We start from the raw sequence: 22,600 nt of genomic DNA on the forward strand, positions 1-22,600 counted from the left end.
AAGCGATCCCGGCCTATCCCCGGTGCTTTTTGTAGTAGTTCGTGATGCGCACTGTCGAGCAGCGACGGCCGTTATGATCCCGCACCACAATCTCGTGCACAGCGAGCGTTCGCCCTTTCTGGATAGGCTCACACACAGCCGTGACCAACCCTTCGGTCGCGGATCCCGTATGCGTTGCATTGATGTCGACGCCGACGGCCACGTACCCCTCCGGCGCGACGAAGTTGGCGTGCATCGATCCGAGAGATTCCCCGAGGACCACGTAGGCGCCGCCGTGCAAGAGATTCAAGGGTTGCGTGTTTCCTTCGACGGGCATCGTGGCGATGGCACGCTCTGGCGTGAACTCGGTGATTTCAATCCCCATTTTGTCGGCGAGTGCTCCGAGGCCGCGTAGGCGGATGAAATCCATTCCTGCGTTCTCGGAGGTGCTGTTCGAAGGGAAAAGCTGAGTCATCGTATTCCGCTCCTTCTGCGTGTCTGTCGTCGTCGGCTTGTAGGCTGGGCCTGTGACGAATACGCCTCAGCCTACCCTCATGATCATCGACGGCCACTCGCTGGCCTTCCGGGCATTTTACGCGCTGCCCGTGGACAGCTTTCAAACGCAGTCGGGCCAACACACAAACGCGATCCACGGCTTTATCGCGATGCTGATTAATCTGCTCAGCAACGAAACGCCCGACGCGCTCGCGGTCGCCTTCGATATTTCTCGGCACTCATTCCGCACCGAGGAATATCCCGAATACAAGGGCACTCGCGGTGAAACCCCGGTTGAGTTCAAAGGGCAGATCCCTCTGTTGCAGGAGGCACTGCGCGCGATGGGGATCCGGACCATCGAGAAAGAGAACTACGAGGCCGACGACATTCTCGCGACGCTCGCGACCCGAGGCAGTCAGGCTGGCTACCGGGTGCTCGTTGTGAGCGGCGACCGCGACACGATCCAGCTTGTCGACGACAATGTCACGCTGCTCTACCCCTCGAAGCAGGGTGTCAGTGAACTCACCCGCTACGACGCGGACAAAGTGATGGAGCGCTACGGGATCCGCCCCGAGCAGTATCCGGAGATTGCCGCGCTGGTGGGCGAAACGAGTGACAACCTGCCCGGGGTGCCGAAGGTAGGCGAGAAGACCGCGGTGAAGTGGATCAACCAGTTTGGCTCGCTCGATGAGATTCTGCGCCGCCAGGATGAGATCGGTGGAAAGGTTGGCGAGAGCCTTCGAGAGCACGCGCACCTTGCCGTGCGTAACCGGCGCTTGAACCGCCTCGTGCGCGACGTGGAGCTCGATGTGGAGCTGGCAGATCTGAAGCGCGGCGAAATGGACATGGCTGCGGTGCAGCGGGTGTTCGCTGAACTTGAGTTCCGCACGCTGCTGCAGCGCGTCGCAAAGCTTGCTGGTGCCGAGGCGCCCTCGGGGGCAGTGTGAGCGCGGCTCCGCTGGCACCCGAGAAGCCGGTCGCGAAGAACCTGATTGATGAGGAGCTTGGTGACTGGCTGGCAAAGGCCGATACGCCGGCGGTGCTGATTCGTGAAGGCTCGGCTGGCGTTGAGGTGGGTGTCGCAACCCCCACCGCGAGTGTCCTGTTCCATTGGCAGCTCGGTGGACGCGACTACGCCCAGTTTGAAGCGTGGCTGGCCTCTGACGCCCCCAAGATCTTCTTCGATTCGAAGCAGCAGATTGGGCTGGTGACCCGCTTGGGTCAACGTATCGGTGGACTCGCCGGCGATGTTCTGCTTGCGGCGTGGCTGATGCGCCCCTCCAACGCCGAGAAAGACATCGCCGAGGCCGCGTTCCGGTATCTCGGTGAAGAGGTGCCCGAGGGGGATCCGAACCAGCTCGTGCCTGATGAGGGCAGTGTGTCCGATGTCGCCGCGCTTGCCTGGTATACGGTGCGCACCCACTCAGCCATCGTGGAACGATTCCAGTCTCGCACGGGCGAGATCTACCGCGATATCGAGCTGCCTCTCGTACCGGTGCTCGCTGCCCTGGAACATCGCGGTGTGCAGATCGATCTGCCGCTGCTTGAAGCGCACGATGCGGAGCTGCGCGCCCGCGTCGCGGAGCTTGAGAAGCAGGCATTTGCCGCGATCGATCGCGAGGTGAATCTGTCTTCGCCCAAGCAACTGCAGGAGGTGCTCTTCGAGCAGCTTGACATGCCGAAGACCCGCAAGACGAAGAGCGGTTACACGACCGATGCTGCGGCGCTCGCCGAACTCCAGGTGAAAAAGCCACACCCGTTCCTCGACGCCCTGCTTGCGCACCGCGATGCGAACAAGCTGCGGCAGATGGTCGAGACGCTCATCAAGGCTGTGAAAGAGGACGGCCGGATCCACACGACGCTGGTGCAGACCGGATCAAGCACCGGGCGTCTTGCCTCCACCGACCCGAATCTACAGAACATTCCGGTGCGCTCAGAGGAGGGTCGCAGGATCCGCGAAGGATTCATTCACGCGCCCGAGTTTGAGACGCTGATGACCGCCGACTACTCACAGATTGAGATGCGGATCATGGCGCATCTTTCCGGCGACGAGGGGCTCATTGAAGCGTTCAATCAGGGGGAGGACCTGCACCGTTTCGTGGGCGCACGGATCTTTGGTGTTGCCCCGAGGAGGTTACGAGCGACATGCGCTCCAAAGTTAAGGCCATGTCCTATGGCCTTGCTTACGGGCTTTCTGCGTTTGGGCTTTCCAAGCAGCTCGGGATTTCGGCCGCCGAGGCGAAGCAGCTCATGACGGACTATTTCGAGCGATTCGGTGGCGTGCGCGATTACCTGCGTGCCGTTGTCGATCAGGCGAAGCGCGACACCTTCACCGAAACGATCTTTGGGCGTCGGAGGCCGTTCCCGGATCTCGCGAGCCCGAACCGGATCCTCCGCGAGAACGCGGAGCGAGCGGCGCTGAACGCTCCGATCCAGGGCTCCGCCGCCGACATCATCAAGCGTGCCATGATCGAGATCGAACGCAGAATGCGCGAGGAATCAATGAGTTCCCGAATGCTGCTGCAGATCCACGATGAGCTCATGTTTGAGGTCGCGGAAGGCGAGTGGGACGCGCTCGAGGTGATCGTGCGAGAAGAGATGGCTGGCGCGGCCGAGCTGTCGGTGCCGCTCGAGGTGCAGCTCGGGCACGGTCCGAACTGGAACGCTGCAGCGCACTAGCGCCTGTCTGGTCAATCGGCTGAGTAGCTGACGTCATGAGGAGCCCCGAGCGTTTGCTCAGGCGCGGGAATCCGCGGTAGGATGAATCGTCACATCTGTGGCGACTCAACAATGTCCACGTGTGTGCGACTTGCGAGCCTCGGCTCGACCGAAACTTCGGTACGTACGCGCCTGATTCCCTGTCCATTCTGGAGACCAATTACATGACGAACGCAACGACCGAACGCAAGCAGGTTGCAGTTAACGACATCGGCTCAGCCGAAGACTTCCTTGCAGCGGTCGAACTGACTATCAAGTCCTTCAACGACGGAGACCTCATCGAGGGCACCGTCGTGAAGATTGACCGCGACGAGGTTCTCCTCGACGTCGGTTTCAAGACCGAGGGTGTTATCCCTCCCGCGAGCTGTCCATCAAGCACGATGTGAACCCCGACGAGGTTGTTCAGGTCGGAGACTCGGTTGAGGCGCTCGTTCTCCAGAAGGAGGACAAGGAAGGTCGCCTGATCCTGTCCAAGAAGCGCGCGCAGTACGAGCGTGCCTGGGGCGATGTGGAGCGTATCAAGGAGAGCGAGGGTGTCGTTACCGGCACCGTCATCGAGGTTGTCAAGGGTGGCCTCATCGTTGACATCGGGCTCCGTGGCTTCCTTCCCGCTTCGCTCATCGAGCTGCGCCGCGTGCGCGATCTCACCCCGTACCTGGGTCAGGAGATCGAGGCGAAGATCCTCGAGCTTGATAAGAACCGCAACAACGTTGTGCTGTCGCGTCGCGCGCTTCTCGAAGAGACGCAGTCGGCTACGCGCACCTCGTTCCTCGCAGAGCTCAAGCCCGGCCAGGTTCGCAAGGGTGTCATTTCCTCGATCGTCAACTTCGGTGCGTTCGTTGACTTGGGTGGCGTTGACGGCCTCGTGCACGTCTCCGAACTCAGCTGGAAGCACATCGAGCACGCCTCTGACGTTGTCGAGGTTGGCCAGGAAGTCACCGTCGAGGTTCTTTCGGTCGAGCACGATCGCGAGCGCGTCTCGCTCTCGCTGAAGGCCACACAGGAAGACCCGTGGCAGGTCTTCGCCCGCACCCACGCGATCGGTCAGATCGCTCCGGGCGCAGTCACGAAGCTTGTGCCCTTCGGCGCATTCGTGCGCGTTGCAGATGGCATCGAGGGCTTGGTGCACATCTCCGAGCTGTCGGGTCAGCACGTTGAGCTTGCTGAGCAGGTCGTTTCGGCAGGCCAGGAAGTCTTCGTCAAGATCATCGACATCGATCTCGAGCGCCGCCGCATCTCGCTCAGCCTCAAGCAGGCGAACGAGGGCCTGGATCCCGAGGGCACTGAGTTCGATCCTGCGCTCTACGGTATGACCACCGAGTACGACGAGAACGGTGAGTACAAGTACCCCGAGGGCTTCGATCCCGAGACTCAGGAGTGGAAGGAAGGCTTCGAGTCGCAGCGCGAGAAGTGGGAGCTGGAATACGCAGCTGCCCAGGAGCGCTGGGAGGCACACAAGAAGCAGGTTGCTGCTTCCGCTGCCGAGATCGCTGCTGCTCCCGTGTCGGATGATGCGGCCGCAGGATCGACCTTCTCGAGCGATTCGGCTTCGGCTGGCGCACTCGCTGATGACGAAGCGCTTGCCGCGCTGAAGGCGCAGCTCGAGGGCAACTAACCCTTACACTGAAGGCCCGGCCTCCCGCTGTTCGCAGCGTGGTGCCGGGCCTTTGGCGTCTCTGCCTACTGCCTGACTGCCCGCCGCTTCGACAGTGCCCGCCGCAGTCGACGCACAAGCAGCACGATCAACGCGATGAGTAGCAGCAGGGCAACGATGGGCACGATCACCGCGAGAACTGTCAGGAGCACCGCCCCTACATCCTCAAGGAGGCTCGACACCGCGGCGCCCGCGCCAGCGGTGAGCAGGTTGAGCACCGGCCTGGCGAGCGCCTTCAAGACGTGAGGGATCAGCGCGACCCCGATCCCGAGCAAGAACGGCCAGATCTCGGCCGAGGTGAAGAGAGTGCTGGGGTCTGCGACAGCCACGGTGCTGCTTGAGGTTCCCGCGGCAAACACCATGCCGCCCGAGGCTGGCCTCACTACCGACTGCAGGACATCATTGATGCTGTCGAGGGCTGGGATCTTGTCTACCAACATCTCGACAGCGAGTAGCACGGCGAGGATACCGAGCGACCAGTCGTTTTCGAGCCACAGCCAGCCTGCGGGCAGCTCGATCATCTCGGTGAAGCGCGAGAGCAACGCGATGCCCAGCAGAGGGATGTACGCGTTCAGGCCCGCGGCCGATGCCAGCGTAATGCCGGTGATAAGTTCGAGCATGTCGTCTAGCATAGAGCGGCAACAAGTTGAGGGAGTGCTGAGGAATGACACTGATCGGATTGACTGGCGGTATCGCCTCGGGAAAGTCGATGATTGGTGCGCGCCTTGCCGCGCTTGGGGCTTTCCGGGTCGATGCGGATCAGCTGGCGCGTGACGCGGTTGCTCCCGGATCGCCGGGTCTTAGTCGTGTGCGGGAATGCTTCGGGCCGAGGGTGCTGAACGACGACGGATCTCTCGATCGAGCAGCGCTTGGCGAACTCGTGTTTTCAGATCCTGCCGCGCTTGAACAGCTCAATGCGATCGTGCACCCGGAGGTGCGCCGGCTTGCGAGTGAGAGCTTTGCGCGGGCACGCGCCGCGGATCCCGATGCCATCATCGTCTACGAGATCCCGCTGCTCGCGGAAACGGGGCGCAATGATGAATGGGATCTGGTTGTGGTGGCCGAAGCGCCCGTCGATCAGCGAGTGGTCCGAATGGTCGAGCTGCGCGGTATGAGTGAGGAGGATGCCCGGCGCCGAATCGCGAATCAGGCAAGCGATGCGGAGCGTCGTGCCCTCGCCGATATTGTCATCGACACTTCAGGCAGCGAAACGCACACTCTTGACCAGGTCGATGAGCTGTGGGAAAAGCTTACAAGCGGGCGAACTCAGCGAACCAGTTAAGGTGTAGCTGTGCGGCGAAGGCGATCACAACGTAGCAAATCAGCACGATGACCCAGGTCCATGAGAGCATGCGCTCGAATAGACGCCGCGTCGACTCTGTAACGGGAATATCCCCGTTGGCGTAAGGACGGAAGAGCGTAACCCACCACAGCGGGATCACGACGGTCCACACCACCATGCACCACGGGCACAGCGTGCCGAGAGAGAAGATGCTCTGGTAGGCGAGCCAAAACACGCCAAATACGCCGCCCAATAGACCGAGCTGGTAGAGCCGCCAGAACCACGGGGCGAATGTTGCACCCGCGAGGAGCGCAACGCCCACAATTATGGGTGCCATGAACGCCGCGATGCCGAGCAGCGTATTGGTGAAACCGAAGACCGATCCCTGCCATGAGCCCATATTGGGGCCGCAAGTAACGAGGACGCTGACCGCGCAATTGGGAATATAGCCCGGATTTTGCAGGGTCTTCACATATTCCGTCAAGAGCTCAAAGGATGCGAACCACCCGATCACTCCGGCAATGATTGAAAAAATGGGAAAAGCGAGCGGCCGTGTCGATGTAGGGATCGAAGAACTCATATCTCCGATCATAACGATGTCTGCTGCGAGTTCTGACCGTGGCGTGACATAATGAAAGCTGTGCGGTGAGCTGAGGAGGCTCGCAGCACGCACAGTCTTTTGGGTTCCGAAAGGTACTCACCGGTCGAAGAGCGATCGAGCGCGGTTGCGGAGCATTCGCGGAGAATAGGATTTGCGGGATATCTCGCACAAATAGGTTCCCGGGGCGGCTGAGCGTCTCCCCGGGTCAGAGGAGCACACCAGAAATGGTGAATACAGAACACACAGAAGAGCCGCAAGCGAATCTCGAAGCGGCGGGGGCGCCCGCCGCAGAGGAAATCAAGAGCGATATCGTTGAAGCGGGGGAGAACCCCGAGGCGCCTGAACCGGTCCAGCTGTTGCTGCCGCTTTCGGAGATGACTCCCGAGGAACGCTTTCGCGCGACGACGCGATTGATTTTCCTGGCGCCTGATGTGCCGCCGATCCAGCCCCGCTCTCGTCGTGGTGATCTCGGGCAGCTCGACGATTTGCTCGACCAGCGCTTCATGCGGAATCACAACCGCTACGACCGCGACGACCGCGATGACCGCCAGGATCGCGACGACCGCGGTGATCGCGACTCGTTCTCGGGTCAGCGTCGGCAGCGCCGTCGATCCGGTGACACTGATCAGAATCGCTCGGAAGATGACGGCTCCCGTCGTGCTTCGCGCAGCCCCCAGCTCATCACTGAACCTCAGAAGGTAAAGGGATCGACGAGGCTTGAAGCGAAGAAGCAGCGCCGCCGCGATGGCCGCGATGCAGGCCGCCGTCGCATGGTGATTACCGAGTCTGAATTTCTGGCCCGTCGCGAATCCGTTGACCGGGAGATGATCGTACGTACAACTCCGGACCGTGTGCAGATCGGCGTGCTCGAAGACAAGGTGCTTGTGGAGCACTATGTCGCCCGCTCGAGTGAGAACTCTCTCATCGGCAACGTTTACCTCGGTCGCGTACAGAATGTGCTTCCCAGCATGGAGGCGGCCTTCGTGGATATCGGGCGGGGTCGCAACGCTGTGCTCTACTCGGGCGAGGTTGACTGGTCCGAGTTCGACGGCGGAAACGCCGCGCGCAAGATCGAGAATGCGTTGAAGCCGGGCGACCAGGTGCTCGTTCAGGTTACGAAGGATCCGGTAGGCCACAAAGGTGCGCGGTTGACGAGCCAGATCTCGCTTCCCGGTCGCTACCTCGTGTATGTGCCGGGGGGAGCCATGAATGGTATTTCCCGTAAGCTCCCTGACACCGAGCGCGCTCGCCTCAAGAAGATCTTGAAAGAGGTGTTGCCGAGCGGCGCCGGTGTGATCGTGCGCACGGCCGCCGAGGGCGCGAGCGAGGATCAGCTTACCAACGATGTGCAGCGGTTGACGCGACAGTGGGAGTCGATCCAGACCCGCGTTGCCAAGGGCGGTGGGCCGGTCCTGCTGCACTCTGAACCGGACATGCTCATCAAGATCGTGCGTGACGTCTTCAACGAAGACTTCCAGCGCCTGTTGATCTCAGGCAAAGAGACCTACGAGGTCATCGAAGACTATCTCTCGCAGGTGGCTCCGGATCTGTTGCAGCGGGTGGAACGCTACGAGCAAGAGCGCGATATTTTCGACGAATACCGCATCACCGAGCAAATCGCGAAGGCGCTTGATCGTAAGGTCTGGTTGCCTTCTGGTGGCTCTCTCGTGATCGATCGCACCGAGGCGATGACCGTCGTCGATGTGAACACCGGCAAGTTTGTTGGCACCGGCGGTAACCTCGAAGAAACCGTGACGAAGAACAACCTTGAGTCGGCCGAGGAGATCGTCCGTCAACTCCGGCTGCGCGATATTGGCGGGATCATCGTGATCGACTTCATCGATATGGTCCTTGAGTCGAACCGTGATCTTGTGCTCCGTCGCCTGGTGGAGTGCCTGAGCCGAGACCGCACGAAGCACCAGGTTGCCGAGGTTACCTCGCTCGGCCTCGTGCAGATGACCCGCAAGAAACTCGGCCTCGGCCTCCTTGAAACCTTCAGTGAGCCCTGCGACATTTGCGCGGGTCGCGGAGTTGTCGTGCACCACGAGCCCGTATCAAAGCACCGTAGCGACAGTGCGCCGCGGAGCAGCTCGAAGCGCGGCAAGGGCTCCCAGGGAGCTCCTCAGGAGCCGAAATCGCAGACGCACGCCATTACCGACGGGGCAAAGAACATGCTGGCCCAGGTGGCAGCCTCGACGCTCCAGGGGGCCAAGTCGGGCATCGAGGGCGAGGATCAGACCTCCGAGGTCAACGAAACGCCCGATGCGCCAGCAGCCAAGGCTCCTGTGCGTTCGGGCCGAGTCCAGTCGGGGCGTGTGCAGCAGCGGAAAGCCCGGGATCCCGAATCTGGTGTTTCTGAAGGGTCACTCGTGCAAGAGATCGACCCCGGGGCACCTGTATCTTCCGACCCGGAGGACCTCTTGGGATCGGTGCTCGATGCGCTTCCCGAAGCCCCGGTCGCAGGCAGCGGCCGTGCCAAGAATCGGCGAGTCTCTACGAAAACGCTGAAGGGTGGCGTGGAGCAGAACTCTGAAGCCGCGCAGGCTGCTCAGCAGTCGCTGCTCGAGGCCTTGAACGCGACGTCTCAGCAGAGATCCTCACAATAAGTCGTGACACGCGAGGCGGACGCATTTGACCCGCCTTGGTGGTGTGAGATATTATTGAGTGTTGCTGTCGCCCCTCGGGGCGATGAAACTTCAGACTTCGAGCGCGGCACGGCTGCGGTTCGACACGCAAGACAATCCTCAAGAAAAGGGTGACAAGTGGTTTACGCAGTTGTGCGCACAAGCGGCCGGCAGGAGAAGGTCGAGGTTGGCTCGATCATCACCGTCAACCGTGTAGCAGGAGACTCCAAGGGTAAGCTTCAGCTTCCCGCTGTTCTGCTCGTTGACGGCGACAAGGTCACTACCGACGCAGCTGCGCTTGCCAAGGTCAAGGTGACTGCAGAGGTCCTCGAAGATCTCCGCGGCCCGAAGATCGTGATCCAGCGCTACAAGAACAAGACCGGCTACAAGCGCCGTCAGGGTCACCGTCAGGACCTGACCCGCCTCAAGGTCACTGGCATCAAGTAGCCAGCACCACCAGTTTTCAGATACGACTTAGGAGTTAGAGACTCATGGCACATAAAAAGGGCGCGAGCTCGACCCGCAACGGTCGCGACTCGAATGCACAGCGTCTGGGCGTAAAGCGCTTCGGCGGCCAGCAGGTGAACGCCGGCGAGATCATCGTTCGCCAGCGCGGCACTCATTTCCACCCCGGCGTCAACGTCGGTCGTGGCGGAGATGACACTCTCTTTGCTCTCGCAGCGGGGGCCGTGGAGTTCGGCGCAAAGGGCGGTCGTAAGGTCGTCAACATCGTTGCTGCCGCGTAGACTGAGGCAGTAAAGGCGAGGCGGGCTTCGGCTCGCCTTTTGCCATATATAGAGGTTTTCTAAGGGGTACATCAGCATGGTGACGTTCGTGGATCAGGTGCAGGTGCACCTCCAGGCAGGTCGCGGCGGAAACGGGTGTGTCTCGATCCGCCGCGAGAAGTTCAAACCGCTCGCAGGCCCCGATGGCGGAGCTGGCGGCAACGGCGGCGACGTTGTCTTGCTCGCTGACCCGCAGATCACTACGCTACTCGAGTACCACCGCAGGCCGCACCGATCCGCGGAGAACGGTGGCTTTGGAGCTGGCGATTACCGTGCGGGAACCACGGCTCCGGAGCTCATTCTCCCGGTCCCGGTTGGCACAGTCGTAAAGAACGCTGCAGGTGAGACCCTCGCTGACCTCGCTGAGCCGGGCACCCGCTTCGTCGCGGCTAAGGGTGGCCTCGGCGGCCTTGGCAACCTTGCGCTCGCCAGCAATAAGCGTAAGGCGCCCGGCTTCGCTCTGCTTGGCACTGAGGGCACGAGTGGAACCTTTACCCTTGAACTCAAGACCATTGCTGATGTCGCCTTCGTTGGCTACCCCTCGGCAGGCAAGTCGAGCTTGATCGCCGCCATGAGTGCGGCGAAGCCGAAGATCGCTGACTACCCCTTCACCACGCTGCACCCGAACCTGGGCGTGGTGCAGGCAGGCGAACACCGATTCACGGTCGCCGATGTTCCGGGCCTTATCGAGGGCGCGAGCGAAGGCAAGGGGCTCGGCCTCGATTTTCTGCGTCACGTCGAGCGTTGCAGTGCGCTGCTGCACGTGCTCGACTGCGCGACCCTTGAGCCGGGCAGAGATCCGATCTCTGATCTCGACATTATTCTTGAGGAGCTTGGCGCATATCCTGTGCCGGCAGGCCAGGCACCGTTGCTTGAGCGACCCCAGGTGATCGCCTTGAACAAGATCGATGTGCCCGAAGCGCGCGAGCTTGCAGATTTTGTGCGCCCCGAGCTCGAATCACGTGGCTATCGAGTCTTTGAGATCTCAACCGTTTCTCACGAGGGTCTTCGCCAGCTGGGGTTCGCTCTCGCGGAGCTTGTTGAAGCCGCGCGAGCCAAGCAACTTGCGGAAGCGACTGAGCAGCCGAAGATCGTGCTGCAGCCCAAGCCGGTGAACGAAAGCGGGTTTCGCATCGTCACCGAGGGCGGCAGCTACGGCACGATTTACCGGGTCCTCGGCGCAAAACCCGAGCGCTGGGTTGAGCAGACCGACTTTAAGAACGATGAGGCCGTTGGATATCTCGCGGACAGGCTGCAGAAGATTGGTCTCGAAGACGCGCTGGTGAAGGCCGGGGCCGTTGCCGGGTCGACCGTCGTGATTGGCCCGGGTGCCGGGGTTGTCTTCGATTGGGAGCCGACCGTCACGAGTGCCGCCGAAGTGCAAATGGGGGCCCGCGGTACCGATCATCGGGTGGACCAGAGTAGTAGGCGCACCAATGTGGAACGCCGTGCCGAATACACAAGGATGATGGACGCGAAAGCCGAGGCGCGTGCTGAACTCGCGCGCGAGCGTGAAGCGGGCATGTGGAGCGAAGACTCGTGAGCGCGGGCGCCAAGCTACTGGCAGCGCGACGCATAGTGGTGAAAGTGGGATCCTCCTCAGTAAGTGGTGAGAATGCCACCCAGATTCCGACCCTGGTGCAATCGCTCGCGAGACTTCACGCGGCCGGCGCCGAAGTGGTGCTGGTGTCGAGCGGTGCGATCGCTACGGGAGTGCCCTTTCTGCAGTTGGAGGCTCGCCCGGAGGATCTTGCTACACAGCAGGCGGCGGCAGCGGTGGGCCAGAACATTCTGGTGAATCGCTACCAGCGGGCGCTCGGGGACCACGACATTATCGCGGGGCAGGTGCTTCTTACTGCGAACGATATGGAGAATCCGACACACCGCGGTAACGCGAGGCGTGCTCTGGAACGGCTCTTGCAGCTCGGGATCCTCCCCATCATCAACGAGAACGATACGGTAGCGACCCACGAGATTCGCTTCGGTGACAACGACATGCTTGCGGCGCTCGTGGCCCGCTTGATCGGAGCAGACCGTCTCGTGCTGCTTTCCGACGTCGATGCTCTCTATACGGCGCCGCCCACCACGGTGGGAGCCACGAGGATCGCCCACGTGCCCCACGGAGACGAACTTGAGGGCATCGAGATTGGTGAGACCCAGTCGGGATGGGGCACTGGGGGCGCTGCCACCAAGGTGCAGGCTGCTCGGCTCGCGGCAGACGCAGGCACTGCAGTGCTGCTCACCGAGACAACGCTGTTCGCGAGCGTTTTGGACGGTGCAGATCACGGCACCTGCTTTGATGCGCGCGAAATGGAAGCAGACACGGCCAAGTAGGTGTGGGACTAGACTGGGGCTATGACCAGCGCTGATCCCTTTCTCGTCAAACTTGAACGCGCACGAGCCGCGTCGAAGAGTCTCGCCACCGTCACCACAGGCCAAAAGAACGCCGCCCTTGAAGCGATCGCCCTCGCGATCGAAGAGGGAATCGCCGAGGTTGCTGCGGCGAATGCGCTCGATCTCGCGAGGGGCGCGAAGAGGGGATCGGCGACGGCCTGCTCGACCGGCTGATGCTCGACGCGCCGCGGCTGCGTGCTCTCGCAGCGGCGGTCCGCGATGTGATTGCGCTCCCGGATCCGATCGGCCAGGTTGTGCGTGGGAGTACCCTCGCGAACGGGATCACGATCAGCCAGGTGCGCGTGCCGTTTGGTGTTGTCGGTGCCATCTATGAGGCACGCCCCAACGTCACGGTTGACATCGTGGCACTCGCGCTGAAGAGCGGCAACGGTGCGGTGCTTCGCGGTGGTCGCGCGGCGGAGCAGTCGAACGCGGTGCTCGTGTCACTGATCCAGCGCGCAATTTCGAGTGTGGGTCTCGACAGGGATGCCGTGCAAACGATTGACGAGTTCGGACGTGAAGGCGCATCCCGCCTGATGAAGGCACGCGGCTACGTCGATGTGCTGATCCCGCGGGGGAGTGCCGGCCTCATTTCTACCGTGGTGCAGGAATCGACGGTGCCGGTGATCGAGACCGGCTCGGGGATCGTGCACGTGTACGTTGACGCTACGGCCGACGAAGAGATGGCCGTGAACATCGTGAAGAATGCGAAGACTCATCGTCCGAGCGTGTGTAACGCTGCCGAGACGCTTCTTGTGCACCGTGACGCAGCGGCCCGTATGCTGCCGCGGCTTGCGCGTGAATTGGTGGCCGCGGGCGTTGAGCTGAGCGGTGACGAGAGCGCACGATCCAGCATCGGAGATGTCGCGTCACTTGCTCATGCTGATGACACGACCTGGGCCACAGAGCATCTTGCGCTTCAGATGGGCGTGCGCGTTGTTGACTCGATTGACGAGGCGATCGCACATATCGACCGATTCTCGACCCACCACACCGAGTCAATCGTTACCCAAGACTACGCGAGCGCAGAGAAGTTTCTTGCCGAGGTTGATTCGGCCGTCGTGATGGTGAACGCCTCGACCAGGTTCACCGACGGTGGCGAGTTTGGCTTTGGTGCTGAGGTCGGGATTTCGACCCAGAAACTGCACGCCCGTGGCCCAATGGGGCTGTCGGAGTTAACCAGCACGAAGTGGCTGGTGCGCGGTGCGGGTCAGATCCGCTGAGTGAAAGCGCTACACTAAGTATTGATATATCCGAATCCGTTATGAATGCAGGGGTTTTCATGTCACTTCTCGCCACGATCGCTGTCGCCGCTGAAGAGGGCCAGCACATCGTCAACGAGTTGCCGTTCCCGGCACCCGTGTTCGGTGTTGCCGCGTTTGTCGTATTCACCGCGCTTGCTATTGTGACCTTCTCGTTTCGTGATGTCGCAAATCGTCACGCAGCGAAGGCTGAAGCCTACGCACGTGAGCACGGCGCAGCGTAGACTCACTAGTTAGACCTTAGCGGACGGTGTCACAGAGGCGTCGCGTCGGGGTGATGGGCGGTACCTTCGATCCCATCCATCACGGCCACCTAGTAGCGGCGAGCGAAGTCGCGCAGAGTTTCGACCTCGATGAGGTCGTGTTTGTGCCGACGGGGCGACCTTGGCAAAAGGAACATGTTTCTCCGAGCGAACATCGCTATTTGATGACCGTAATTGCGACCGCCTCAAACCCTCGGTTTACGGTGAGTCGGGTAGACGTTGATCGCGATGGAATGACCTACACGGTGGACACGCTCAAGGACTTGCGTGAGCGAATGCCCGATGCGGATCTATTCTTTATCTCAGGAGCTGACGCGGTTGAGCAGATTCTGAGTTGGAAAGACGTGGATCGACTCTGGGAACTTGCCCATTTCATCGCCGTTTCGCGTCCGGGGCATGAACTCTCACTTTCGGGATTGTCTGGTGAACACGTAAGCTTGTTGGAAGTTCCCGCACTATCAATCTCTTCTACGGATTGTCGTGAGCGGGTAGCACGGGGTTTTCCAGTATGGTATCTGGTGCCTGACGGCGTTGTGCAGTACATCGCCAAGCACGGACTGTACGGCGAGAAAGCGACGAAGAGATGAGCGAGCACAAGGAGCAGCAACCGCTGACGCGACGAGAGCGTAGAGCGAGGGAGATGGGGGAGACCGGCGCGCTGGATCTCTCTCAATCGACTGAGGTGCCTTCCCGCGAGGTATCTGAAAGCATACCCGCAGCGGCGACGGAGGCCGCGGTCGTTGTTGACGGAAATGATGATATTGAGATCTCTCCGTTCAACGACGATGGCACTCCCCGAAGTCGTCGTGAAATGCGACAGCTCCGTGAGGCGGCGTTGGCGGAGCGGGAAGCCGCGCGTGCGGCAGCTATACCAGCAGCGGTGGAGCCTGATCCAGTAGCGGTTGAGCCTGAGCCTGAGCCGGAAGTTGTTGCTGAGGCTGAGCCGGAAGGTGCTGCTGAGCCTGAAGCCGCTGCTGAGCCTGAGCCTGTGGCTGAGCCGATTCCAGACGACAACCCAGAATCGGTTTCTGTTGATAGCGATGCCGGGGTCGCGCCAGATTTTGACAGCCTCATCGCCCCGCCTACTGAGCCTTTCTCTGTGGCCGATCTGCACGAGGCTTCGCAGCCTTCCGAGCGGTCGATGCTTTTTGACGAGCCCGCATCGAAAGATGCGCCACAGCCCGTTGTCGAGGTGCCTCTCGAAGCTGAACCGGAGGAAGAGTCTGCTTCCCCGAAGAGCAGGCTGCTCCCGCGAAACCTAAGCGACGCTTCCCCTGGAATCGAAACAAAGAAGCCGAGGTGCCTGCGGCTGCGGCAGAAGTGGATCCTGAGCCAGAGACAGATCCTGCCCCGTCTGACGAGAGCGCCGACAAACGTTCCGCAAGCAGCACGGCTTTTGAGGACACTTCGACCGTTGCTGGTGAAGTGATCGAAGATTTGCCGGAAGCTGACGAAGTTGAGGTCGAAGCGGAGAACGAGGCAGGGCCAGAAGTCGAGCCCGATCTTGAAGCCGCAGAAGCGACGGAGACTCGCGCAGACAGCGAAACTCCCGGATACTCGTTCCCTGACATCGTTCCCCCGAGGAATGGCGATCAGTGTTTGATGATCCTGCCTCTCGAGCCGCGGTATCGAACTCGCCAGACTCGCCGAGCGCCCCAGCCACTCCCAGCGGCGGCGACTTCGACGACCTGATCTCGCGTGCGGTCGCACAGGAGGGTGCCGCAGGTACATCTAATACCTCCGCGCTGATCCTGCCTTCGATGCCTGAAGATACCGGTGGCTTGAGCGGTCCACTGGGAAGCACCGGTGAGTTTTATCTCACCGGGTCGATTGAGCTGCCGAAGTCGATGGGTGAAACCGGCGGGCATTCCGCGCTGATTGACTCTGTTGAAGTGGATCCCGTCGTCGCGCACGAGACGTCTGAACCTCAGGTGACTTCCGAGGCAGGACCCGTCCCTGTCTCCGCGCGCCGCGCTGTGAGTGCGCGTGTGTCATCGGGGATTCCCGTGGTTGCGAAGCCTGCGAAGGAAAACAACAAGCTCCCGCTTGTGCTGTCACTGACCGGCGGCGGGCTTCTCGCCGCGGTGATTGCATATGTGGTCTGGGCGGCAAGTCAGGGGATGTTCGGCTAGGCTGAACCGGTGCATTACCCCGATACGAAGGAAAATACTCTGAATACGACACTACCCAAGCAGCGCGATGTTCTCGAAGAGCTGCGGATCGCAGCGCGCGCGGCCGACGACAAGGGCGGGTTTGGTCAGGTCGCGCTCGAAGTATCCGAAAACTTTGGCCTCGCTGATGTTTTCTTGGTGGTCAGCGGAGCGGTCGAGCGGAACGTGCAGGCGATCTCCGACGCCATCGAAGATGCGCTGGGCGGGGCAGGCGTGCGCACTATCCGCCGTGAGGGTCGCGAAAGTGGGCGCTGGGTGCTGATCGACTTTGGCGACCTTATCGTGCATGTTTTTCATCAGGATGAGCGCGATTTCTATCAGCTTGAGAAACTGTGGCAGGATGCCCCGGTCATCGATCTGAAGCCAATACTCGAGGCGCCCGCCGATTTGCAAGAGGCACCCGGCGGTAGTGTAAACTAGAAAAGTTGTCGGGTGAGCATTCGCTCGACTTCACGGGTCTGTGGCGCAGTTGGTAGCGCACCTGCATGGCATGCAGGGGGTCAGGGGTTCGAATCCCCTCAGATCCACTCATTACATTCGGTAATCTGTTGTGCTGCGCCACTCAGTGATCCTGCGCCTCCACCCCATCATCCGGCGCTTCCACCGTCATCCTGCGCGAAGTCGCAGGATCCTCGCACCCGAAACCCGAGACCACTTTCCTCACTGCTTCCATGCTTTGGACAGAAGGGGGACTCAAATAGGGAAAAGCAACCGAGGGCGCCGATACTCGTCGTGCAGTTTCTCTCAGGGAGGTCAGGGGCTCGAATCCCTCAGATTGACTCGTTGCATTCGTGGTCAGTGCGCAGAAACTCAGCACTTCACACTTCACGCCTCATGTGCCACCGCAGCTCCTCGGGGTTCGATGTGTCACGGGTGTAACCGGTAGCGGGAAGCATTCGGGCTTCGCGAAGACGTTGAGTGAAGCCAAGTTTGTGTTGACTTCAGGGTTGATACTCCGGCGCGAACACTTTCCGTTGGGGTTTCACGCGACCCCCGACGCCCAACACATCCGATGCACTCAATCCCCTAGAACCTGAGTTGACCGCTTTGGGGTGGTTTTGTGGGATTTGAACGCGAGAACGTTGATTTTATGCGGGTCTCTGCTGAGAATGTGGTTACTAACGTGCCCCTATGTAGGCTGAACGCATGTCAGTATTCGTTCGGAAAGTTCTGACGAAATCTGGTGCGACCGCGGTTCAGATCGTCACCAAAACGGGGCGACAGGTCACCGGAATCGATCACATCGGGTCCGCGCACACTGACACCGACTTGGCACTCCTGACCGATATCGCGAGACAACGCATCCGTGAACGTGAGCGCGATGCCGGGCAAGGTGAGTTCGACTTCGGTCTTGCCCCGTCTCCCGCGTCGACTGCGCTGCTGGCACGCGCATACTCGCGACTGCTCTACGACACCCTCGCGGGCGTATATGCGCAGCTCGGGTTCGCTTCCGCCGTCGATGACGCCGTGTTCCGTGACCTGGTGATCGCACGCATCATCGAACCCGCCTCAAAGCTCGACACCATCCGAATCCTTGACGAACTCGGGCTCACCCCGCCTTCGAACACAGGCATTCACCGTTCCCTCAATCGTGCTGCCGATGAGAACTATCGTGACCAGTTCTCGAAGGCGTGTGTCGAGTTTCGTGGCACCAAGCAACTCACCCTCGTGTTGTATGACGTTACGACATTGTTCTTCCAGGTTGAACAAGAAGACGACTACCGTATCCCGGGGCTCTCCAAAGAACGCCGGTTGGAACCCCAAATTGTGGTTGGTCTTCTCGTTGATGAGCGGGGGTTCCCCCTGCAATTGCACTCCTTCGAGGGGAACAAAGCAGAGACGCTCACCCTGGTGCCGGTGCTTGACGCGTTCAGAGCACAGCACCCCGACGTGGCAGTAAGTGTGGCGTGTGATGCGGGCATGCTTTCTGCCGCGAACCTCCTCGCGTTAGAGGACGCCGGCTACTCATTCATTGTAGGGTCGAGGATCGCGAAAACTCCATACGATATTGCCGAATTCCAGAACGATGGCGGGATCCTGAACGATGGTCAAATCTTTGAATCACAGCAGTGGTTTGGTCGAGGTGAGACCCGCAGACAACGTCGGGTGGTGTACCAGTATCGCGAGAAGCGTGCCCGTCTCGATCTGCGCAACATTGAGAAGCAAGTCGAGAAGGCCCGCAACGTGGTTGCGGGGACGAGTGCCGTAAAGAAGGGCCGATTCTTGAAGATCACGGATGCCAAGAAGAGTATTGATGAGGCGCTCGTGGAATCAGCGAAGCAGCGAGCCGGGGTGAAGGGGTATGTGACAAATCTGCCGATATTGACAGCCTCAGCAACGACAGTAATTGATGCGTATCATCAGCTCTTCAACGTGGAAGCGTCGTTTCGGATGGCGAAGACTGATCTACGGGCTCGCCCAATTTTTCATCGACAGCGGGAAAAGATCGAGGCGCATCTCACGGTCGTGTTTTGTGCAATCGCGGTATCGCGGCATATCCAGGAAGTCACCGGGGTCTCGATTAAGCGGTTCGTAAAGGTGTTGGCTCCGGTGAAAGACGCGGTGATCGTGGTTGAGGGCATCGAGCACACAATTCCCGCGGCTATCACTGACGAAGTTGCATTGCTACTGAAGGGTCTGACTGTCATGGGTGGTGGTCACTAAACCGGTCAACTCAGGGGTTTCACGCGACCCCCGACGCCCAACACATCCGATGCACTCAATCCCCTAGAATCATCTCCAAGAGAGATGCGCGCCGCCCGAGGTGCGGTACTCGCGGCGGTAGGAGAGATGTGGCAGACGAGAGTGCGCTCGTGCCGGTGTGGACGCTCGCTACCGAGGATATGGCCGTACCTGACTTCATGCTGGACGGGGAGATGACTCCTGCGCGTCTCGCCGACCTGCGCACTGCGCTTGCGGCCTTCGCACAGGCACCCATCGCGACGCTGGAGATGCACCCGATCGATCGGCATCGTGATCCGTCCGGCGGGATTGTACTGCGCTCGAGTAGTCCGCTCGCCCAACAGCTCTCCCAGCTGGTCACGCAGACGGCAAGGTCATCCCCGGCGAAGGTTGATATGGCCGCCTCTGGAGAAGCGCTCTACCGCATGGTGGTGCCCGCGAAAGTCGCGTCCCAAGTGAGCAAGGGGCTTGTGAAGCCGATGACCTCCAAGGCTGTATCGGGAGGCGTCTACAGTGCACTTCTGGATTCGACGGGCATCGTCTCCAAAGCGACATTTGTGCCAGTTGCTGGGACGGGCGCGACCACCGGTGCTACGGCCACCGCAGGCGTCGGCCTCGCGGGAGCTGGAGCGTTGACAGTCGCGGCACCGCTCGTCCTCATGGCCGTCGCTGTCAGCGCGAGTGCCTATGCAGACCATCAGCGTCAGAAAGCTATTGAGCGGATCACAGATCTGCTTGAGCAACTGCAGGACGACACACTGGATCAGGAACGCTACCGGCTCGACGGCTGCCGGGACGCGATCGACAAAGCCACATCAGTGTTGCTTGATCAAGGCAAGATTGGGCAGTCGCTCGGGCTCGACTCCGCGTCCCACGAGATCAGTACGGCGATTGCAGCTGTCGAAGACAGACTCAAGAAATGGCGAGGCGCTCTCGACAGACTCCCTGAGGGTCCAGTGGAGCTGACCGCGCTGACGAAGGTATTCCCCGGCATCTTGGACGAGAACAGTGTCTTCGGCGCACACCTGGACACCGCGAGACTGGCCATCGCGCTGAAGCGTCGTGTTTTGGTGTTACAGTCCGTCGAACATGCGCAGCTCGACGGCTCCGGCAACCCGTTCAAGTCATTCCTTAGCGAGTTGCGCAGTGACGAGCAGCGGCTGAACGGCCTCGAGGCGAGTATCAACGATGTGCTGCAGCGCCTGTCTGCACTTGAGCTTAAGCGCCCGAGCGGTCTGTTGAAGAACGTGCACTATGCGCCGGCTGAGGTCGACAAGCTACTAGGCGCCGCGTACCGGCTCAGGAGCCTGAGTAGCGGAATTGACGTTGGCGGACGGCATTCAGACATGCTGATCGAGATCGAACGTCGCAGTGATGGCTCTGTCGTGGTGTTTCCGGCAGAAGCGATCGAAGAGTGAACTGGAGCTTCTTCGGCGGTGGCTGCGCCGCCAAGGAGTAGGCCGCGACGCTCAGCATAGATCTTCCTCCCGGCACGGTAGTTGACGGGATGATGGTCTACGGCGCGTCGAGCACCCCAGCTCCTCAGGATCCGCGCAGGATCGACGACATCTTCTTGCCTCGGGCGACCTCGTCGACGAGCTTGTCCATGTAACGGATCTTTTGCATGAGTGGATCTTCGATGTCTTCAACCCGGATCCCGCAAATGACTCCGGTGATGAGCTCGGCATTGGGGTTCAGTGCGGGGGCGTTGGCAAAGAACTCTTCGAGCGTCATGTCCGAGGATTGGGCCGCCCGCAACGAGTGGGCATCGAGGCCAGTGAGCCAGGTGAGGACCCGGTCAAGTTCCTCCCGTGTATGCCCCTTGCGCTCAACCTTCGCAAGGTACAGCGGGTAGATGCTCGCGAAAGTCATGTCGAAAATCTTGTGACGAGTCATCGTTGTCCCTTTCCTTAAGCCTTCACCGAGTCTCTCACACCACTACAATTTGGAAGAAGTATGGGTATCACAGGAGCGAACGAGGCGCCGGCAGGCGCGAACGCTGTCGCGCGTTTCGTGTTGCTCGCAGAGTTCGGTTGGGTGATTCTCGGAGGCACGGTGGGTACTCTTGCCCGCTATGCGCTGAACCGGCTGATTGGTGAAGTTGCGGGTGTGCCCCTCGGGATCCTCGTTATCAACGTTTCCGGTGCGTTTGTACTCGGAGTGCTGCTGGAATCGCTCGCGTTGCGCGGATCGGATACCGGCGGCAGTCGTCGGCTGCGTTTGTTGCTGGGCACGGGGGTGATTGGCGGCTTTACCACCTACAGTCTGCTCGCGGCCGATATTGCTGCGATGCTGCTTCACGGCTACCTGCTGCTCGGCGCAGCCTACGGAATCGTTACGGTGGTTGCCGGGGTACTCGCGAGCTGGGCTGGCGTGATCGGCGCACGGGCGTTCCGCGGCAGGGTGCAAGATGAGTGACGTTCTCATGGTCGCCGGAATCGCTGTCGCGGGCGGGCTGGGCGCGGGCCTGCGCTTCCTGCTCGACACCGCGCTCACGACGCGTCTGCGATCCCGATTCCCCTGGGGCATCGCGGTGGTCAATCTCTCGGGATCATTCGCCCTTGGCCTGCTCACGGGAGCGTCCCTCGGTGAACCCCTGGCGAGCGTGCTCGCGGTCGGTCTGCTCGGCGGCTACACCACCTTCAGTACTGCGAGCGTTGACACCGTTCGGCTGTTTCTCACAAGGCGGCCTGGGGCCGCGCTGGTTAACGGCTTCGGGGTTCTTGTTGCCGGCGTCGCGCTCGCGGTGCTCGGGATCCTAACTACCGCACCTGCGTAACCGCGAAGCGCATGCTCGGGTTCGCGTAGTCTTCCTGCGACTCCACCAGTTGGAGCTCGCGCTGCCCTGAGGCGTGGGTGCGTTCCAGCAGCGCAAACACGCTCGAGGTGGTGCGCGCGAGGGCGTCGGCTGCGTCGCCGCTGCGGCGGAAGTGGGCGGTGAATAGCGCCGCGGTGACATCGCCGGATCCGTTCGCCTTGAACGGCAAATGAGGGGTCTGCACGAGCCACGCTCCCTTGCCGGTAGCGGCGAGAATTTCGATCGTTCCTTCCGGGCGGTCCGGCCGCTGCAGGCTCGTCACGAGCACCGTCTGCGGGCCAAGCTCCTGGGTGGCATCAACGGATTCGAGGGTAGATTCGAGGGTGTCGGGGGAGGTGCCCGTAATGAAGCCGAGCTCGAACTGGTTGGGGGTGATGAGGTCTGCGTGCGGCACGACCCGATCCCGAATCAGGTTTTGCACCTCGGGGGCGACGAAGCAGCCCGAATGTGCATTGCCGAGCACGGGATCGCAGGCGTAGATCGCATCGGGGCTGTGATGCTTGACCCGCGCGACGGCGTCGAGGATCGCATCGCCGATATCGTCGCCTCCCTGGTAGCCCGAGAGAACTGCGTCAACGCCCTCCAATCCGCCCCGCTCTTCGATGCCTGTGACGATCTCACGGACATTGTCACCGCTCAGCATGGGGCCGCGCCAGGATCCGTAGCCTGTGTGATTCGAGAAGCAGACGGTGGCGATGGGCATGACCTCCACGCCGATCCGCTGCAGCGGAAACACCGCGGCAGAGTTGCCGACGTGGCCATAGGAAACGGAGGACTGGATGGAGAGAATGCGCATTCCCCAATCTTGGCACTGGTTCAGTCAATAGACCAGTGTTGCGAAAGTTCGGTGGACCATGGCCCGCGATTTTGGG

Annotated in this window: 20 protein-coding genes, 1 tRNA gene and 3 pseudogenes; 19 read left to right on the forward strand and 5 right to left on the reverse strand. The window is 61.0% G+C overall.

The window, feature by feature from the left end:
- Positions 1–13: 13 nt before the first annotated feature.
- Positions 14–409, reverse strand: coding sequence for a PaaI family thioesterase (locus G7067_RS08310; protein WP_425280710.1), 396 nt, complete (start codon positions 407–409; stop codon positions 14–16).
- Between the two features lie 124 nt (positions 410–533).
- Here G7067_RS08310 and polA point away from each other — a divergent pair.
- Positions 534–3,153 (forward strand): annotated as a pseudogene (polA, locus tag G7067_RS08315) (DNA polymerase I).
- Positions 3,154–3,356: 203 nt separating this feature from the next.
- Positions 3,357–4,807, forward strand: a pseudogene (gene rpsA / locus G7067_RS08320) (30S ribosomal protein S1).
- Between the two features lie 65 nt (positions 4,808–4,872).
- Here rpsA and G7067_RS08325 read toward each other — a convergent pair.
- Positions 4,873–5,466: a DUF4126 domain-containing protein gene (locus G7067_RS08325; RefSeq protein ID WP_166323435.1), complete on the reverse strand. Its 594-nt coding sequence runs from the start codon at positions 5,464–5,466 to the stop codon at positions 4,873–4,875.
- Positions 5,467–5,510: 44 nt separating this feature from the next.
- Between G7067_RS08325 and coaE the strand changes: the two genes are divergently transcribed.
- Positions 5,511–6,128, forward strand: coding sequence for a dephospho-CoA kinase (gene coaE, locus G7067_RS08330; RefSeq protein WP_166323437.1), 618 nt, complete (start codon positions 5,511–5,513; stop codon positions 6,126–6,128).
- Here coaE and G7067_RS08335 read toward each other — a convergent pair.
- On the reverse strand, positions 6,097–6,708 hold the full coding sequence (locus G7067_RS08335; protein WP_166323439.1) for a vitamin K epoxide reductase family protein: 612 nt from the start codon (positions 6,706–6,708) through the stop codon (positions 6,097–6,099). The genes coaE and G7067_RS08335 overlap by 32 nt on opposite strands.
- A 245-nt stretch (positions 6,709–6,953) precedes the next feature.
- Between G7067_RS08335 and G7067_RS08340 the strand changes: the two genes are divergently transcribed.
- The 14 genes and pseudogenes from G7067_RS08340 (at position 6,954) to G7067_RS08405 (ending at position 20,328) form a co-directional block, all read left to right on the forward strand.
- A complete protein-coding gene (locus tag G7067_RS08340) occupies positions 6,954–9,335 on the forward strand; it encodes an Rne/Rng family ribonuclease (RefSeq protein ID WP_166323441.1) in 2,382 nt (793 codons plus the stop codon).
- Positions 9,336–9,491: 156 nt separating this feature from the next.
- On the forward strand, positions 9,492–9,800 hold the full coding sequence (rplU, locus tag G7067_RS08345; protein WP_166323443.1) for a 50S ribosomal protein L21: 309 nt from the start codon (positions 9,492–9,494) through the stop codon (positions 9,798–9,800).
- Between the two features lie 44 nt (positions 9,801–9,844).
- On the forward strand, positions 9,845–10,099 hold the full coding sequence (gene rpmA, locus G7067_RS08350) for a 50S ribosomal protein L27 (RefSeq protein ID WP_166323445.1): 255 nt from the start codon (positions 9,845–9,847) through the stop codon (positions 10,097–10,099).
- A 76-nt stretch (positions 10,100–10,175) separates the two neighbouring features.
- Positions 10,176–11,681, forward strand: a complete 1,506-nt coding sequence (obgE, locus tag G7067_RS08355; protein ID WP_166323447.1) for a GTPase ObgE — start codon at positions 10,176–10,178, stop codon at positions 11,679–11,681.
- Positions 11,678–12,472, forward strand: a complete 795-nt coding sequence (gene proB / locus G7067_RS08360; RefSeq protein ID WP_166323449.1) for a glutamate 5-kinase — start codon at positions 11,678–11,680, stop codon at positions 12,470–12,472. Before obgE ends, proB begins: the two co-directional genes overlap by 4 nt.
- 21 nt (positions 12,473–12,493) lie before the next feature.
- Positions 12,494–13,755, forward strand: a pseudogene (locus G7067_RS08365) (glutamate-5-semialdehyde dehydrogenase).
- Positions 13,756–13,814: 59 nt separating this feature from the next.
- Entirely contained in the window at positions 13,815–14,018 is a 204-nt protein-coding gene (locus G7067_RS08370; protein ID WP_166323451.1) for a hypothetical protein, read from the forward strand.
- A gap of 53 nt (positions 14,019–14,071) precedes the next feature.
- Entirely contained in the window at positions 14,072–14,644 is a 573-nt protein-coding gene (nadD, locus tag G7067_RS08375) for a nicotinate-nucleotide adenylyltransferase (protein WP_166325978.1), read from the forward strand.
- Positions 14,641–15,486, forward strand: a complete 846-nt coding sequence (locus G7067_RS08380) for a hypothetical protein (protein ID WP_166323453.1) — start codon at positions 14,641–14,643, stop codon at positions 15,484–15,486. The genes nadD and G7067_RS08380 overlap by 4 nt, the downstream gene beginning before the upstream one ends.
- 166 nt (positions 15,487–15,652) lie before the next feature.
- Complete coding sequence (locus G7067_RS08385) at positions 15,653–16,189, forward strand: hypothetical protein (RefSeq protein ID WP_166323455.1); 537 nt, start codon at positions 15,653–15,655, stop codon at positions 16,187–16,189.
- Positions 16,190–16,228: 39 nt separating this feature from the next.
- Complete coding sequence (gene rsfS / locus G7067_RS08390; RefSeq protein ID WP_166325981.1) at positions 16,229–16,648, forward strand: ribosome silencing factor; 420 nt, start codon at positions 16,229–16,231, stop codon at positions 16,646–16,648.
- Between the two features lie 34 nt (positions 16,649–16,682).
- Positions 16,683–16,755, forward strand: a tRNA-Ala gene (locus G7067_RS08395).
- 619 nt (positions 16,756–17,374) lie between these two features.
- Entirely contained in the window at positions 17,375–18,892 is a 1,518-nt protein-coding gene (locus G7067_RS08400) for an IS1634 family transposase (protein WP_166323457.1), read from the forward strand.
- A gap of 128 nt (positions 18,893–19,020) precedes the next feature.
- On the forward strand, positions 19,021–20,328 hold the full coding sequence (locus tag G7067_RS08405) for a hypothetical protein (RefSeq protein WP_166323459.1): 1,308 nt from the start codon (positions 19,021–19,023) through the stop codon (positions 20,326–20,328).
- A 124-nt stretch (positions 20,329–20,452) separates the two neighbouring features.
- Here G7067_RS08405 and G7067_RS08410 read toward each other — a convergent pair whose 3' ends face one another.
- Positions 20,453–20,806, reverse strand: coding sequence for a DUF2200 domain-containing protein (locus G7067_RS08410; protein ID WP_166323461.1), 354 nt, complete (start codon positions 20,804–20,806; stop codon positions 20,453–20,455).
- Positions 20,807–20,866: 60 nt separating this feature from the next.
- On the opposite strand from G7067_RS08410, the gene G7067_RS08415 reads away from it, so the two are divergent.
- Together G7067_RS08415 and G7067_RS08420 are read left to right on the forward strand one after the other, a co-directional pair.
- Complete coding sequence (locus tag G7067_RS08415; RefSeq protein ID WP_166323463.1) at positions 20,867–21,328, forward strand: fluoride efflux transporter FluC; 462 nt, start codon at positions 20,867–20,869, stop codon at positions 21,326–21,328.
- Positions 21,321–21,689 (forward strand): fluoride efflux transporter FluC, encoded by a 369-nt coding sequence (locus G7067_RS08420; protein WP_166323465.1) that lies wholly within the window; start codon positions 21,321–21,323, stop codon positions 21,687–21,689. Before G7067_RS08415 ends, G7067_RS08420 begins: the two co-directional genes overlap by 8 nt.
- Here the strand turns inward: G7067_RS08420 and pdxY are convergent.
- Complete coding sequence (gene pdxY, locus G7067_RS08425; RefSeq protein ID WP_166323467.1) at positions 21,673–22,524, reverse strand: pyridoxal kinase PdxY; 852 nt, start codon at positions 22,522–22,524, stop codon at positions 21,673–21,675. The genes G7067_RS08420 and pdxY overlap by 17 nt on opposite strands.
- Between the last annotated feature and the right edge of the window lie 76 nt (positions 22,525–22,600).

Source organism: Leucobacter insecticola (genome assembly GCF_011382965.1).
Taxonomy (GTDB): Bacteria; Actinomycetota; Actinomycetes; order Actinomycetales; family Microbacteriaceae; genus Leucobacter; species Leucobacter insecticola.

Bases quoted from the DNA above. Each gene is read 5' to 3' on its own strand.
- G7067_RS08420 (WP_166323465.1), top strand. From the start codon at position 21,321: ATGAGTGACGTTCTCATGGTCGCCGGAATCGCTGTCGCGGGCGGGCTG.
- G7067_RS08410 (WP_166323461.1), bottom strand. From the start codon at position 20,806: ATGACTCGTCACAAGATTTTCGACATGACTTTCGCGAGCATCTACCCG.
- G7067_RS08310 (WP_425280710.1), bottom strand. From the start codon at position 409: ATGGATTTCATCCGCCTACGCGGCCTCGGAGCACTCGCCGACAAAATG.
- G7067_RS08340 (WP_166323441.1), top strand. From the start codon at position 6,954: ATGGTGAATACAGAACACACAGAAGAGCCGCAAGCGAATCTCGAAGCG.
- nadD (WP_166325978.1), top strand. From the start codon at position 14,072: ATGGGCGGTACCTTCGATCCCATCCATCACGGCCACCTAGTAGCGGCG.
- G7067_RS08415 (WP_166323463.1), top strand. From the start codon at position 20,867: ATGGGTATCACAGGAGCGAACGAGGCGCCGGCAGGCGCGAACGCTGTC.
- G7067_RS08335 (WP_166323439.1), bottom strand. From the start codon at position 6,708: ATGAGTTCTTCGATCCCTACATCGACACGGCCGCTCGCTTTTCCCATT.
- rpmA (WP_166323445.1), top strand. From the start codon at position 9,845: ATGGCACATAAAAAGGGCGCGAGCTCGACCCGCAACGGTCGCGACTCG.
- pdxY (WP_166323467.1), bottom strand. From the start codon at position 22,524: ATGCGCATTCTCTCCATCCAGTCCTCCGTTTCCTATGGCCACGTCGGC.
- G7067_RS08380 (WP_166323453.1), top strand. From the start codon at position 14,641: ATGAGCGAGCACAAGGAGCAGCAACCGCTGACGCGACGAGAGCGTAGA.
- coaE (WP_166323437.1), top strand. From the start codon at position 5,511: ATGACACTGATCGGATTGACTGGCGGTATCGCCTCGGGAAAGTCGATG.
- G7067_RS08370 (WP_166323451.1), top strand. From the start codon at position 13,815: ATGTCACTTCTCGCCACGATCGCTGTCGCCGCTGAAGAGGGCCAGCAC.
- obgE (WP_166323447.1), top strand. From the start codon at position 10,176: ATGGTGACGTTCGTGGATCAGGTGCAGGTGCACCTCCAGGCAGGTCGC.
- G7067_RS08400 (WP_166323457.1), top strand. From the start codon at position 17,375: ATGTCAGTATTCGTTCGGAAAGTTCTGACGAAATCTGGTGCGACCGCG.
- G7067_RS08325 (WP_166323435.1), bottom strand. From the start codon at position 5,466: ATGCTCGAACTTATCACCGGCATTACGCTGGCATCGGCCGCGGGCCTG.